Source organism: Ruegeria sp. BB1 (assembly GCF_056539465.1).
In genome coordinates, this window is sequence record NZ_JBQFVB010000009.1 from 1 (window position 1) to 13233 (window position 13233).

13 protein-coding genes and 1 riboswitch are annotated in these 13233 nt (G+C 55.5%); of the genes, 7 read left to right on the top strand and 6 right to left on the bottom strand.

All coding sequences use genetic code 11. The annotated features are described in order from the left end of the window. Nucleotides 1-115: 115 nt before the first annotated feature. Nucleotides 116-1852: a thiamine pyrophosphate-binding protein gene (locus ACR0AL_RS16875; protein WP_226689497.1), complete on the bottom strand. Its 1737-nt coding sequence runs from the start codon at nt 1850-1852 to the stop codon at nt 116-118. A gap of 138 nt (nt 1853-1990) precedes the next feature. Here ACR0AL_RS16875 and ACR0AL_RS16880 point away from each other — a divergent pair, with 138 nt between their 5' ends. Further along, nucleotides 1991-2692, top strand: coding sequence for a GntR family transcriptional regulator (locus ACR0AL_RS16880; protein ID WP_170351141.1), 702 nt, complete (start codon nt 1991-1993; stop codon nt 2690-2692). Nucleotides 2693-2696: 4 nt separating this feature from the next. Here the strand turns inward: ACR0AL_RS16880 and ACR0AL_RS16885 are convergent, their stop codons facing one another. Continuing rightward, on the bottom strand, nt 2697-3596 hold the full coding sequence (locus ACR0AL_RS16885) for a LysR family transcriptional regulator (RefSeq protein ID WP_170351142.1): 900 nt from the start codon (nt 3594-3596) through the stop codon (nt 2697-2699). 148 nt (nt 3597-3744) lie between these two features. Between ACR0AL_RS16885 and ACR0AL_RS16890 the strand changes: the two genes are divergently transcribed. From ACR0AL_RS16890 to speB, 4 genes are all read left to right on the top strand, one after another. Next, the gene (locus ACR0AL_RS16890) at nt 3745-4761 is read left to right on the top strand and encodes a TRAP transporter substrate-binding protein (protein WP_480663959.1); all 1017 of its coding nucleotides are present in this window, start codon (nt 3745-3747) and stop codon (nt 4759-4761) included. A 71-nt stretch (nt 4762-4832) separates the two neighbouring features. Then, on the top strand, nt 4833-5438 hold the full coding sequence (locus ACR0AL_RS16895; RefSeq protein ID WP_480663961.1) for a TRAP transporter small permease: 606 nt from the start codon (nt 4833-4835) through the stop codon (nt 5436-5438). After that, nucleotides 5435-6715, top strand: a complete 1281-nt coding sequence (locus ACR0AL_RS16900; RefSeq protein ID WP_170351145.1) for a TRAP transporter large permease — start codon at nt 5435-5437, stop codon at nt 6713-6715. The genes ACR0AL_RS16895 and ACR0AL_RS16900 overlap by 4 nt, the downstream gene beginning before the upstream one ends. A gap of 21 nt (nt 6716-6736) precedes the next feature. Beyond that, a complete protein-coding gene (speB, locus tag ACR0AL_RS16905; protein ID WP_480663963.1) occupies nt 6737-7702 on the top strand; it encodes an agmatinase in 966 nt (321 codons plus the stop codon). An 88-nt stretch (nt 7703-7790) separates the two neighbouring features. Here speB and ACR0AL_RS16910 read toward each other — a convergent pair whose 3' ends face one another. The 4 genes from ACR0AL_RS16910 to ACR0AL_RS16925 all read right to left on the bottom strand — a co-directional run bounded on the left by ACR0AL_RS16910 (nt 7791) and on the right by ACR0AL_RS16925 (nt 12401). After that, nucleotides 7791-8483 (bottom strand): thiamine ABC transporter ATP-binding protein, encoded by a 693-nt coding sequence (locus ACR0AL_RS16910; RefSeq protein ID WP_480663966.1) that lies wholly within the window; start codon nt 8481-8483, stop codon nt 7791-7793. Next, nucleotides 8470-10017, bottom strand: a complete 1548-nt coding sequence (locus ACR0AL_RS16915; protein WP_480663967.1) for an ABC transporter permease family protein — start codon at nt 10015-10017, stop codon at nt 8470-8472. The genes ACR0AL_RS16910 and ACR0AL_RS16915 overlap by 14 nt, the downstream gene beginning before the upstream one ends. Further along, on the bottom strand, nt 9993-10973 hold the full coding sequence (gene thiB / locus ACR0AL_RS16920) for a thiamine ABC transporter substrate binding subunit (RefSeq protein ID WP_170362649.1): 981 nt from the start codon (nt 10971-10973) through the stop codon (nt 9993-9995). Before thiB ends, ACR0AL_RS16915 begins: the two co-directional genes overlap by 25 nt. A 32-nt stretch (nt 10974-11005) precedes the next feature. Continuing rightward, nucleotides 11006-11110: riboswitch (TPP riboswitch) on the bottom strand. A 250-nt stretch (nt 11111-11360) separates the two neighbouring features. Next, nucleotides 11361-12401 carry a GDP-mannose 4,6-dehydratase gene (locus tag ACR0AL_RS16925; RefSeq protein ID WP_480663969.1) on the bottom strand — a complete coding sequence of 347 codons (1041 nt, stop codon included), beginning with the start codon at nt 12399-12401 and terminating at the stop codon, nt 11361-11363. A gap of 251 nt (nt 12402-12652) precedes the next feature. Here ACR0AL_RS16925 and ACR0AL_RS16930 point away from each other — a divergent pair, with 251 nt between their 5' ends. After that, entirely contained in the window at nt 12653-12883 is a 231-nt protein-coding gene (locus tag ACR0AL_RS16930) for a type II toxin-antitoxin system CcdA family antitoxin (RefSeq protein ID WP_170351151.1), read from the top strand. Then, complete coding sequence (locus ACR0AL_RS16935; protein ID WP_170351152.1) at nt 12883-13182, top strand: CcdB family protein; 300 nt, start codon at nt 12883-12885, stop codon at nt 13180-13182. Before ACR0AL_RS16930 ends, ACR0AL_RS16935 begins: the two co-directional genes overlap by 1 nt. The last annotated feature ends 51 nt before the right edge of the window (nt 13183-13233 follow it).

Below are 13233 nucleotides of genomic sequence, written 5' to 3' on the forward strand. Positions count from 1 at the left end.
CTCATCAACCCAACCTCACTCAGTCATCTCAATCAGAAGCACCATAAACAAAACACAACTAACACAACCAAAACACACCGAACGGAACGGCCAAAAGAGATGCAATAGCCCAGCCTCAATAGAAACACGGAAGGTTCTTTTCACGGGCCGCACGAACCCAGTTAGGAACAAACGGAATGATCTTGTCTTGCGATGGCACCATGATCTCGATGAAATTTGCCCCTGGGTTGGCTATCGCGTCCGACAGGATCGGCTCGATATCAGCCTCTGAGGTGATGCGAGCCGTTTTGAATCCGAAGCCTTCTGCCACTTTGACATAGTCGACTGCACCGAAATCGGTGCTCCAAGGTTCGTCGACATCGTCAAGAAGGATCGCTTCACCTCGAATCCAGCCAAATGTATCGTTGCGTGTCAGGATCACAGTCACGTTCCTGCCTGATCGTTTGAGCGTTTCCATATCTCCGATCACAAACCCAAAGGACCCATCTCCGGTGAATGAAATCACCGGTCCGTCATTGGCAAAGGCGGCCCCGATACAGGCCGGAACCGAATATCCCAAAGCCCCCATCGAATAATTGGTAATGTACCGCCGCCCGGGTTTGCGGAAGGTCAGCAGCGCCGAAGGGTAGATCGCGCTGACGCCCGGCTCTGAGGTGACCACGGCATCATCGGGCATGATCTTGTCCAGCACTTGCGACAGACGTACAGGCGATAGCGTGCCTTCGGGCATGGGGATGTTGGAGTTGAATACCTTGTCGAGTGCGGTCTTCTTGACCGGGTTCAGATCGACCTTGGGCCGATCCAGGTCGGGGTGTTCGGACCGGATGAGTTCAACCATATATTCAAGACTGGCGCGCGCATCGCCCACCATGCCGACCTGCACCGGAAAATTGTTACCGATATGGGCTTCGGCGATGTCCAAGTGCAGGAACGTCTTTGTGTTTGGGTCGCCATACAGCTTCCAATGATCGGTGGCGGCGCTGTCGGTGTTTGAGCCGATGAAAAAGATCGTGTCGGCGTCGTGGACGTACTGATTGGAATATTCCATACCTCCCCGACCACCAATCACACGTAGAGCCAGAGGGTGATCTTCGGGAATGGTACCCTTGCCCGGCGTGGTGGTGCCGACCGGGATTTGCAGCAGTTCCGCCAGCTCTAGAACCACGTTCGACGCTTTGGAGATCAGCCCCCCCTGACCGCAGACAATGGCCGGATTTTTCGCTTTGATCAGAATATCAATGGCCGCGCGGATTTTGCTGTGATTCGCGACCGGGCGATGAGCCGGGTAATGGCTGTACTCGGGCTCGGCGTAAAGGTCATTGATCTCAGCCTCTTCGCCGTAAATGTTGATTGGCACCCGGATATGAACGGGCGCAGGACGCCCCGACGTTGCCACACGGAAGGCGCGGCGAAGCAAGAAAGGGATGTCCTTGACGTTGGTCAGAACAAAGCTTTCCTTGCAGATACTGTCGTAAAGCCTGGTTTGATCAATACCCGTCAGCCCATGTTTCTTGTCCTGATTAATCGGGATGTCCGAGCTGAAGAATATCACTGGAACCGAGCTGAGAAACGCCTCGGTGATACCAGGTGTGCAGTGAGTGATGCCGGGACTTGGGGCCTCAAGAACACAAGGTCGACCCGTGATCTTGGCATAAGCTTCGGCCGCATAAGAAGCAGTACGTTCGTCCCGTGTCAGAACAAACTCGATATCGCTGTGTTCGCGCCATTCCTTGTACCAGCCGATTGTCGTTTCACCGGGCAGGCCAAACACATGGCGCACACCATGAAGCTCCAGCATCTTCAGGATGACCTGCGCGCCGTTCATCCGCATGGATTCTGCCGGTTTCAACACATGAACCTCCGTTTCGTGAGTCGCTTACTCTAATTGTCGACAATTGATTATACAGTATTGCCGACCAGTCAATACTCAGTTCAAACCCCGGCAAAAACCTGTTAGTCCCAAGCTTGATCTTTGACTTGAGGAAACCGGATGACAAAAACCGAAGATCGTGTTGGTCGCGTCTATGATCTTGTGCGCAGGATGGCCGAGAACTTTGAGTTCAAACCAGAATCCCAGATCAATGAGGTTGCCCTGGCCAAAAGCTTTGGCACCAGCCGGACACCTGTACGCGAAGCGCTGAACCGGCTGGTGGCCGAAGGGTTCCTGACCTTTCAGGCCAGGCGGGGATTTTTCTGCCGACCGCTTAGCCCCTCTCAGATTCTTTCCTTGTATGAGGCCCGGATCGCGGTTGAGACGGAAGCTGTGAGGCTGGCTATTCGCAAATCCTCGGATAGTCAGCTGGCCGCATTGGTGGAAACATTGCGTGGGGTTTTGAGGGAATATGACCAGTGCGAAGACCCCCGACGGTTGTTGGAGTTGGATGAGCAATTCCATGTGGACATTGCCAAGGGGTCCAAAAATCAGGAACTTGTGCGTATTCTTGAGAACCTCAATGCGCGCATCCGGTTCGTTCGCCTGATCGATCTAAAGAATGCGTATTTGAATGGTGGGGCTGAAACGACGAATAGCCAAATTCCCAGCCACCTGATGATCATGCAAAATATTGCAGACCGCGATGAAGGCATCGCAGTCGATACCATTCGAAAACACATCGAACGCCGCCGAGAAGAGACGACTGAGGCCGTCGCCAAAGCGTTCGCCGAAATCTACTTTGTGGATGACGATGCCTAAGCGGCTATGACCCTTGACCACGCTTGCAGGATTTAACGATGTCTTGCACCAGAATTTCAACCGCCCTCCTATGGGCCAGTGATGGCCGTGTTGCGAGGTAAAAGGTTGAGTTCCAGTTCAGCTTGTCCGGCGCAAGCTCTCTGAGTCGATCGCGGTGGGCCCAGTTTTTGATAAAGTGTACCGGCAGCGGACCCAAAAAGTGGCCGGTTTCAATCATCATCGCCATTGCTTCCATATTTGCCACGGTGGCTTTTGGCTGCGCAGTCTGAAGCACCGGTGACACCAGAATGTTGTAGGAGCGCTGACAAATTTGGTGCTGTGAGATTACATCCAGATCAATCTGATCGTCGGGTAAGTCAAACAAGGGATGATCCTGCCCACAGTACAAACGATGCTCTTCCTGGCACAGTTCGGTGTATGTCAGCTCTGGGACCTGATTGCGGAAGGGGGCGATTGCAACATGCAAATCACCGGTAATCAGCTTCTGTGTTAACTCAGTTGGTGATGCGACGACCACCTCTAGCTGCACTTCGTTGGGGCGGTCGAGAAACCGCTTAAGGACCTGTGCCAGATTGAGCTCTGCCAATGTATTGACCGCATCAATGGTGCCAATCCGCAGATCTCCGGTAGTGGTCCCACGCAATTCCAGCAATTCAGCGTCGAAATCGCGGGCGCTGCGCAAGATGTCTCCGGCCTTACGATAGGCGATTTCGCCCCGTTCCGTCAGGCGAAACCCACCACGGCCGCGTTCGCAAATCCGATAGCCAAGCGCCGTTTCCAGATCTCGGATTCGGATGCTAATCGCCGATTGCGTAATGCCCAATGCGTATTGCGCATCCGTAAACCCGCCGCATTCGACCACGGTCACGAAGGTTTCAAGCAGAGTATTTCTGAGCAGTTTCAACGCTTATCCGCCTTTCGGGAGTCGTGGTGTTATTTACATAAAAATACCTCATGTGAACATAAACAAGATGATATTTTTTTGTGTAATTTTCTATGCTGTCCTGATCCCTGAAGACCAAACCCAATAAGGCAACAGGGAAGAAACCAACATGACCTTGACCTCTCGTCCCCTCAAGATAACTGCCGCAGCAGCATTGCTGGGCCTGACCCCTCTCGCCGCCTTGGCCGAGGATTGGAAGTTCGCAATCGAAGAGATTCCGGGCTCGATCATGGATGCCTACGCGCAAGAGTTCAAATCGCGCATCGAAGCCGCCACCAATGGTGAAGTGACCGTGACCGTCTATCCGATGGGCACGCTGGGCACGCCGACCGAAACGGTTGAACAGGCCGCCGACGGTGTCATCCAGTTCACCAACGTATCGATTGGCAATCTTGGCACCGTGGTGCCAGAAAGCCAGGTTTTCCTGCTCCCCTACTTACTACCATCCGATCCGGCCGCGATTTCGAACATCCTCAGCAACTCGGAAACCATCTACGGTCCGCTGAACGATGATTTCCGCCAGCGTGGTCTGGAAGTTATGACCATGTATTCCGAAGGGCCGCAGGTCTGGACCACCAACCGCGAAATCCGCACGCCCGAAGACTTTGACAACTTCAAGATGCGGGTAATGGTGTCGCCGATCCTGCTGGAGACCTATAAAAACATGGGTGCCAGCCCGACCCCGCTGCCTTTTGGCGAAGTGTTCGGCGCGCTGCAACTCGGCGCAGTTGACGGTCAGGTCAATCCGATCCCGACCATCGAAGAGATGAAGTTCTACGAGGTCACCAGCCACCTGATCTGGGCCGGTGAGCAAGAGCTTGTCACCACCGTCGTTGCCGGTTCGGACTGGTTTGAAACCCTCAACCCCGATCGTCAGCAACTGGTACGTGACACTATGGCCGACATGACCGGTTTTATTGACGGTGTCGTCACCGACTTCAATCAGAAACGTCTGGATATCATCAAAGAAGCCAAACCTGACATTGGCCTGGTCGTTCTGAGCGAAGAAGAGCGTGACGCCTTCCGTGAGCGCAGCACGGGCACCTCCGCAGCCTATGTCAACACGGTAGGCGACCGTGGTCAGGAACTGCTGGACGCGCTGCAGGCGGAACTGTCAGGCAACTGATCCCTCCCCACCCACTCACTCAAAACTACCTCACGCGCCTTGCGCGTGGGGGCTTTCAAAGGGGGGAAACCATGCAAAGCAATACTGCCACTCCCTTCGGCTTGTTGGGAAAGATTGACGCCGTTATCGGACGGACAGAAATCTGGATCCTGGGCTGGGGGATCACCGTGATGGCCGTGAACACCATCGCCAATGTCTTTGGGCGATATGTGTTCAACCAATCCATCTATTTTTCGGAAGAGCTGAACGAGTTTCTAATTGTGATCGTCACCTTCATGGGACTGGGCTACGCCACGCGTAAGGGCATCCACATCCGAATGTCAGCCATCTATGACGCCCTGCCAGTCAAACTGCGCAAAGGCCTGATGGTAGTGATCGCCACCACCACAGCCATCGTGATGGGTGTGCTGGCCTGGTACGCGTTTGAATATGTGCAGAAAGTCGCCTCGCGCGGGCGGATCACCCCAGCGCTGCAGCTGCCGCTGTACCTGACTTATGTCTGGGTGGTGATCGGATTGGCACTGGCCTCGTTCCAATACCTGCTGACTGCGATCCGGAACCTGAACTTCGCTGACGAGGACGTCTATGTCTCGTACCTCGAAATTGACAGCTATGAAGATCCGGAAACTGCTTCGGCCATCAAGAAGTTCCAAGATACTGCGGAGGCGGACAAATGACCGAGTTGATGCTGGTTGTAATGATCGTCCTGCTGCTGGCAGGCTTTCCAATGAAAATGCCCTTGATTTCGGCGGCTGTGCTGGGGTTTCTCGTCTACTTCCCTGAAATGAACATGCAAATCCTGATCCAGCAGATGATCGGGGGCGTGAAGCCGGCTGCGCTGATCGCGGTGCCGATGTTCATTTTGGCCGCTGATATCATCACGCGAGGACATTCCGCCAACCGGCTTATCGATCTTGTGATGAGTTTTATGGGCCATATCAAAGGCGGCCTGGCAATTTCCGTCACCTCGGCCTGCGCCTTGTTCGGAGCTGTGTGTGGGTCGACCCAGGCGACGGTGGTGGCCATTGGCGGTGCGATGCGGCCGCGGATGCTGAAATCGGGCTATAGCGACAGCTTTTCGATCGGGTTGATCGTAAATGCCGCTGATCTGGCCTATCTGATCCCACCATCCATCGGCATGATCATCTATGGCGTAGTCTCGGGGACGTCGATTTCGCAGCTTTTCATCGCAGGCATCTTGCCCGGGTTGCTGATCGTAGTGTTATTCTCGGCCTATTGCATGGTGTACGCTTACCGTCACGATATCCCAGTTCTGCCTCGCGAGGGGTGGGGACAGCGCTTTACCGCGTTGCGCAAGGCCCTTTGGCCGATGGGATTTCCGGCGATCATCGTCGGAGGCATCTATGGCGGCGTATTCTCACCCACCGAAGCGGCGGCAATCTGCGTGCTTTATGCTGTCATCCTCGAGGTTGTGATCTTTCGCTCGATCAAGGTCGGAGACCTGTTCGATATTGCCCTGTCCACAGGGGCCATCACGTCCGTCGTGTTTATCCTGATTGCCGCCGGAGCCGCCTTTAGCTGGACACTTAGCTTTGCCCAAGTGCCGCAGACTATCATCGCAGCGCTGGGGCTGGAACAAGCCAGCCCGCTTATGGTGTTGCTGGCGATCAACGTGGCCTTCTTCCTCGGCTGCATGTTCGTTGACTCGATCGTGGTGATCCTGATCCTAGTTCCGATCTTTGCACCGATGATCAAGGCCAGTGGGTTAGACCCGGTACTGGTTGGCGTTCTGATCACACTGCAAGTCGCCATCGGAGCCGCCACACCACCCTTTGGCTGCAACCTGTTCACCGCCATCGCCGTATTCCGCCGCCCCTTTGTCGAGGTGGTCCGCGGCGTGCCGCCCTTTCTGATCATCCTTTTGGTTGTGACCGGGCTGTTGATGGCTTTCCCTCAAATCGCGCTGTTCCTGCCGGAATTGGCGTACCGATAACCCATAAGAAACGGAGAAATCATGTCGGGTCATGGCTATGAATCTGGTCGTCTGAACCTGCCTTTTGTCGGCATCGCGACTTTTGGCAAAAAACCTTATGTCGAGAATTGGGATGAGATCGACGCCGATGTCGCCGTCCTTGGTGCGCCTTTCGATTTCGGGTGTCAGTTTCGATCCGGTGCCCGGTTTGGGCCGCGCGCTGTGCGCGAAGCATCAACCCTGTTCAGCTTTGGCCACGCCGGTGCCTATGACCACGAGGATGACGCAACCTATCTGGCCAGCGATGTGCGCATCGTCGATCTAGGCGATGCCGACATCATCCATACCAAGACCGAGGAAAGCCACGCCAACATCGAATTCGGTGTGAAGAAAATCCTCGATGCGGGCGCTCTGCCGGTTACTATCGGTGGAGATCACTCGATCAACATTCCGTGCATCCGCGCCTTTGAAGAAGATTGCGCAAAGAACGGACCAATCCATGTGATCCAGATCGATGCGCATCTGGACTTTGTTGACGAACGCAAAGGCGTCACCGATGGTCACGGCAACCCCATGCGTCGGGCAATCGAAAAAGACTATGTCTCGGGCATGACCCAACTGGGCATCCGCAACGTGTCCTCAACCGCGAAAGAAGGTTATGACGACGCGCGGGCGCGGGGTTCAGATATCCTATCGGTACGACAGGTGCGTAAACTGGGAACTGAGGGCGTTTTGGATCGTATCCCCGAAGGTGCGCGTTATTACGTCACCATAGATATCGACGCGTTCTGCCCGTCGATTGCGCCCGGAACAGGGACACCCAGCCATGGCGGGTTCCAGTACTATGATGTCCTGGAAATAGTTCAGGGGCTCAGTAAACGCGGTAATGTGGTTGGCATTGATCTGGTTGAGGTCGCCCCTGCCTATGACCAGACCGAAAGTACACAGATTCTTGCGGCGCAATTGCTGCTGAACTTCCTCGGATTCATTTTCCACAACCGGAAATAAGGTCCCTCCCTGTCAGTCCGGCGTGCAGAAACCTTTCAACTACGCGCCGGGCTGCGAGCTTCCTTTCGCAGGTTTCCATCCAATGTCCCTACCCCAAATAGTCGCGCAGGCTGGGCGGTGGATTGTCCAAAAGGTCCCGGGTCGGCGCAGGAGAATGTGCCTGCTCGTTAGACACAAGAACCGTCTGGCCGGTAATGCGGCGCGCGTCCTGCGGGTCGTGGCTGACCATAAGCAGGGTCGTTCCGGTTTCCGCCAGCAACCCAGCCACAAGATCAAGCATTTCAGCCTTCAGTGCCGGCCCCAGCGCCGCAAACGGTTCGTCCAGCAGCAACATCTGACGGCGCTGCACAAGAACCCGGGCTAATGCGACCCGGCTTTGCTGACCTCCAGACAGTTCGGCTGGCTTGCGATCACCCAGACCCGGCAAGGCAACCCGATCTAGTGCGGTTTGGACCTGAGATCGCTCATCAACCGTCAACCGCCCGTTCGGGCGCAAGCCCAAAGCGATATTCTGTTCGACCGTCAGATGTGGGAATAGGTTGCCATCCTGAAACAGCATCGCCAAAGGGCGCTTGCCAGGGGCGCGGTTGGATATAAGGTCTCCGTCCCAGAATATCTTTCCCTGTTTGAGGTCACGAAACCCGGCAATCGCCTCAAGCAGTGTCGACTTTCCCGCGCCAGACGGCCCAATAATGGCTACACTGGCACCGGTCTCGACGGCAAAATCAGCACGCAACGAAAATTTTCCGTTCTCGATTACGCAGCCTTTAAGTTTCAGCATGCAACCGCCCTCCGCGATCCAAAAGCCAGAATGCCCCCATCGACAGTAACAACAGCAACAGAGCTGCCCCGGCCGCCGCTTGCATCTGATACGCCCCCATCAATCGATAGATCTGCAAGGGCAAGGTCGCGATCTGTGGATCGGCGAACAGGGCAATAACTCCCAGATCTCCCATCGACAGCGCGGCTGACAAACCCGTGGCAAAGCGGATCTGTGGGCGCATGCGCGGCAACAGGACGCGGGAAAAGAGTGTTTTCTTGTCCATGTCCAGCGACAGGGCAAGCCGTCCGTGTCGCGCCACCACGTCGCGGGCCGCCGGCACCAGAATGCGTAGCGCGAAGGGCAAGGCCATGACGGCATTCACCAGCGCGGTTACCGGCAATGCCAGTGTTACTGGATTAGCGATGGGGCGGATCAGAATAAACAGCCCGGTGCCAATCACCAACGGTGAAGCCGCCAGCCCCAGAATACCGCTAAGCTCAACAATCCCGTGACGACCGGTTGCAACGGCCATGGCCATCGGCAGTGCTAACATCAACAAAACAACCGTGCTGGCAGTGGCAACCAGAACCGATATCACCGCCGCACGGAACACCAAGGCAGGCATCTCGAACAACCCGGACAGGCCAGAGATCAACACTGCCGCCAAAGGAAGAAGAAGAAACGCTGCCGCGAGCCCGATCCAGCACACATCAATTGCGGGCGCGCCGCCATCCCATCGTTGTATCGCGCGATCCAATCCAGCGCCGAACCCGTCACCACGCGAAAACTTCAAAGCAGCTAGCGCGGCAGCAGCGGTCAAGGCCAGTTGCACCGCAGAAAGCAACGCCGCGCGGCCAAGGTCGAAATCGTAGGTAAAGGATTGATAGATCGCGAGTTCAAGTGTCGTTGCGCGGGGCCCTCCGCCAAGAGTCAACGCGACTGCAAAGCTAGTCAGGCAAATCGCAAAGATTACGGCCAGAACACTTGGCAGAATGCGCCTTAACATTGGCATTTCGATCAGACGGAACATGGCAAAGCCGTCGCACCCCAATTGCGCGGCCAACCGAAATCTTTCTGCCGGAATTTCCTGCCACGCCTGCAGGATCAGCCGCGTGGCAAGTGGCAGGTTGAAAAATACATGGGCTAGAACCACCCCGTGCAACCCATAGATGGGCAGCGGCGGCAAACCAAACAGACCTAAAAAATCTGAAATCCAGCCTGCACGTCCGAAAACCTGCAACAACCCAAGGATCGCGACGATGACCGGCAGGATAAAGGGGGCGCCCAATAGGGCGATCAGTGCAGACCGTCCACGAAACCGACGCCGCGCCAGTGCCCGGGCGACCGGAATAGCCAGCCCGGCACTGAACAGCGCAGACAACACCGCCTGAACCAGCGTAAAGCGCAGCGCCGCCCAATCGGCCGGACCCAACCCACCCGCTGTATCAGCGCGCAGGGCTACCGCGGCCAATGTGCCCAATATCAGCGCAGCAACCAGTGCCGCTGCGCCAACACCCGGCCAAGGGCTTACTGGCTGAGCGCGCCCAGCCATTCCGCAAGCGCCTGATCCCGCACGGCGGCGGCTTCATCCGGGGTATACAGCAAGGATTTCTCAGGCGTGATCAACGTGTCAAACCCTTCGGGCAGGCCAGCCGCAGGGGTCACTGCCGGATACATCCAGTTGGTGGTCGGGATGATCTGCTGGAAGGTGTCCGAGACCATGAATTCCAGAAATTGATCCGCCAGTTCGGGCTGATCGGTACCGGCCAGCTTCGCCGCAACTTCAACCTGCATGTAGTGCCCTTCGTCAAAGGCGGCCGCTGCTTTGCTGGCGTCATCCTCGGCGATCAAGTGATAAGCAGGCGATGTGGTGTAGCTGAGCACCATGTCCGCCTCACCCTCAAGAAACAGGCCATACGCCTCGGACCAACCTTTGGTCACGGTCACGATATTGTCGGCAAGCCCGGCCCAGATTTCGGGGGCTTCGTCTCCATAAGACGCTTTGACCCACAACAGCAGCCCCAGACCCGGAGTGGACGAGCGCGGGTCTTGAATAATGATCTTGGTTTCACCCTCGGCCAGTTCACGGAAATTGGCAGGTGCCGCCGCATCTGCGTTATGGACAAAAGCAAAATAGCCCCAGTCATAAGGCGCGAACACGTCATCTGACCATTCAATCGGCAGGGTATAATCGGCGCTGACCGAGTTGGGAGCAAACAAGCCAGTTTCCTTGGCCGCTGCGATCAGGCCGGTATCCAGCCCAAGCACCACATCGGCGTCCGTGTTTTCACCCTCAAGCCGAAGACGCGACAACAGCGCCGCGCCGTCTTCGACGCCCACAAGGTTCAGATCACAGTTGCATACTGCTTCGAAAGCTTCTTCTACTTTCGGGCCCGGACCCCAGTCCGAGACAAAGCTGTCATAGGTGTAAACGGTCAGCTGAGGTTTGTCGGCCGCGACAGCCGCTGTTGCGCTCAGAAGTCCCGCAGCAATCATCAGATGTTTCATGTCATCCTCCATTGCGGCGAGAGGGCAAGGGTGGATGAAACCGTTACCTTTCCCTCCGCCGGTTCTAGCCGGTTCAGGTTCTACGGGTTCGCCAAAGGCATCTCAGCGCGGCAGGCCACGCACCCCGAGGTGAGGTTGTCAGTAGGTTGGAACGGACGAAAAGACAACCGGGTTAAAGTGTTTTTTGGATGCTCAAATTGGCATCCGTTCAGTTGGACTGAGAGATGCGCAACCTAATCGCCCTGTGGAACAATCACCGTGGGAAAGGTTTTGAACTACGTTCCAGGTACTGGAACGGTTTGCGTTTTTACCCTTGAGAACTTCAGAGGCCGAATCTCAAAACTGAGAGGACGGCCACCAGTCTTTTAGGCCTGAAGGCTAACCATCTTACCTTTCGGTCCCAGCCGCGTTGGGACGATAAAAGTCGCGGTACCACTTAACAAACTCAGCCACACCATCTTCGATCGAAGTCCTTGGTTGATAACCGGTCAATTCCCTGAGCAGCGATGCATCGGCCCAAGTTGCGGGCACGTCACCGGGCTGCATTGGCATCATGTTTTTATTCGCCTTGATGCCAGTGGCCGTTTCGATAGCTTCAATAAACGCGGTCAGCTGTACCGCATCATTGTTGCCGATATTCACCACTCGATGGGGGGCGACCGGTGACAAACTGTCCCCTTCTGGAACATTGCCGTCTGCGGGGCGCACAGGGACGGCGTCCATCAGCAGGCGGATCGCCTCAACCAAATCTTCGACATAAGTAAAGTCGCGTTTCATGTCACCGTGATTATAGACATCGATCGCATTGCCCTCGAGGATCGCTTTGGTGAATTTGAACAGCGCCATGTCCGGGCGACCCCAAGGGCCATAGACGGTGAAAAACCGGAACATGGTGATCGGCAAATCGAACAGATGCGCATAGGAATGGGCCATGCTTTCGGTCGATTTCTTGGTGGCCGCGTAGAACGACATCTGATGATCGGCGCGTTGGGTTTCCTTATAGGGCATCTCGGTATTGGCGCCAAAGGCCGAAGAAGTCGAAGCCAACAGCATGTGTTTTGGCGGATGCGCCCGCGCAGCTTCCAGAATTTCGAAAGTCCCTATCACATTGCTTTCCAGATACGAGCGCGGATTCTCGATCGAATAGCGCACCCCAGCTTGGGCAGCGAGGTGAATGACATAGTCAAAACCATGTTCCCCGAACAGCTCCATCATCAGGCCGGGATTTTCGACCTTGCCGATGACGGGCGAAAAATTCTTACCATTGGGTTCGCGCGCCAGCATGTCGTGGCGGGCCTTTTTCAACGACACATCATAATAATCGTTCAGAGAGTCCAACCCCACTACGTGGTACCCTTGGGCCAGCAGAAGCTTGCTCAGATGAAAGCCAATAAAACCGGCTGACCCGGTGATGAGAACGCTCTGCATAATGTTGCCCTTGTAAAAAACTTGGTATTTCGGGCCTTTTTAGTGCGAGATCAAGGGAAGATACCACCACAGTTATCGCAGAAAACGGTGTATTCTGCTGTGCCCTTTCGCCACCCGGGCGACGCGTAGCAAAAATCTGCCTTTGTATAGGATTGGCAGCAGCGGACGCCAAAGGTTGCCAGCATTAATCATGCGCATAATTGACGCGCATTTAGAATGGACCTATCTTAGGGTGAAGGGAGGCATATCTGATGAACGCCCAATCACGCAGACCAACCAACCTTTCGCTGGACAGCGCATTGTTGTCCGAAGCCAAAGCTTTGAAGGTCAACCTTTCCCGCGCAGCCGAAGAAGGTGTTCGTATAGCGGTTGCCGAGGCCAAAGCCGAGCAGTGGAAAGCAGAAAACGCGGAAGCCCTCAAAAGCTCAAACGCGTATGTTGAGCAACACGGCCTGCCGCTGGACAGCTTCCGGCAATTCTGATGCCCAAATACGATGTTTTTCCGAATCCATCGGGTGATGGCTATCTTCTGGATGTGCAAACCGATCTGCTTGGGGACCTGAATACGCGGGTGGTCGCCCCGTTGATACCATTGGCCAAGGCCCCAAAGCCCGCGACCCGGCTTAATCCAGTGTTCGATATCCATGGCGAACAGGTTGTCATGGTCACCCAATTCATGGCCGCGGTTCCGGTGGGAATTCTCAAATCTCAGACCGCCAACCTGAATGAGGAAGCCGACCGGATCACGGTTGCCATAGACATGCTGATGCAGGGCTTCTGATATCTGTCGAGCGACCGAAGTCTTGTTGATCAGGGTTGACTGAACCCTCTG

Coding starts and splice junctions, on each gene's coding strand:
- ACR0AL_RS16880 (WP_170351141.1), top strand. CDS start 1,991: ATGACAAAAACCGAAGATCGTGTTGGTCGCGTCTATGATCTTGTGCGC.
- ACR0AL_RS16890 (WP_480663959.1), top strand. CDS start 3,745: ATGACCTTGACCTCTCGTCCCCTCAAGATAACTGCCGCAGCAGCATTG.
- ACR0AL_RS16895 (WP_480663961.1), top strand. CDS start 4,833: ATGCAAAGCAATACTGCCACTCCCTTCGGCTTGTTGGGAAAGATTGAC.
- ACR0AL_RS16900 (WP_170351145.1), top strand. CDS start 5,435: ATGACCGAGTTGATGCTGGTTGTAATGATCGTCCTGCTGCTGGCAGGC.
- speB (WP_480663963.1), top strand. CDS start 6,737: ATGTCGGGTCATGGCTATGAATCTGGTCGTCTGAACCTGCCTTTTGTC.
- ACR0AL_RS16910 (WP_480663966.1), bottom strand. CDS start 8,483: ATGCTGAAACTTAAAGGCTGCGTAATCGAGAACGGAAAATTTTCGTTG.
- ACR0AL_RS16915 (WP_480663967.1), bottom strand. CDS start 10,017: ATGGCTGGGCGCGCTCAGCCAGTAAGCCCTTGGCCGGGTGTTGGCGCA.
- thiB (WP_170362649.1), bottom strand. CDS start 10,973: ATGAAACATCTGATGATTGCTGCGGGACTTCTGAGCGCAACAGCGGCT.
- ACR0AL_RS16925 (WP_480663969.1), bottom strand. CDS start 12,401: ATGCAGAGCGTTCTCATCACCGGGTCAGCCGGTTTTATTGGCTTTCAT.
- ACR0AL_RS16930 (WP_170351151.1), top strand. CDS start 12,653: ATGAACGCCCAATCACGCAGACCAACCAACCTTTCGCTGGACAGCGCA.
- ACR0AL_RS16935 (WP_170351152.1), top strand. CDS start 12,883: ATGCCCAAATACGATGTTTTTCCGAATCCATCGGGTGATGGCTATCTT.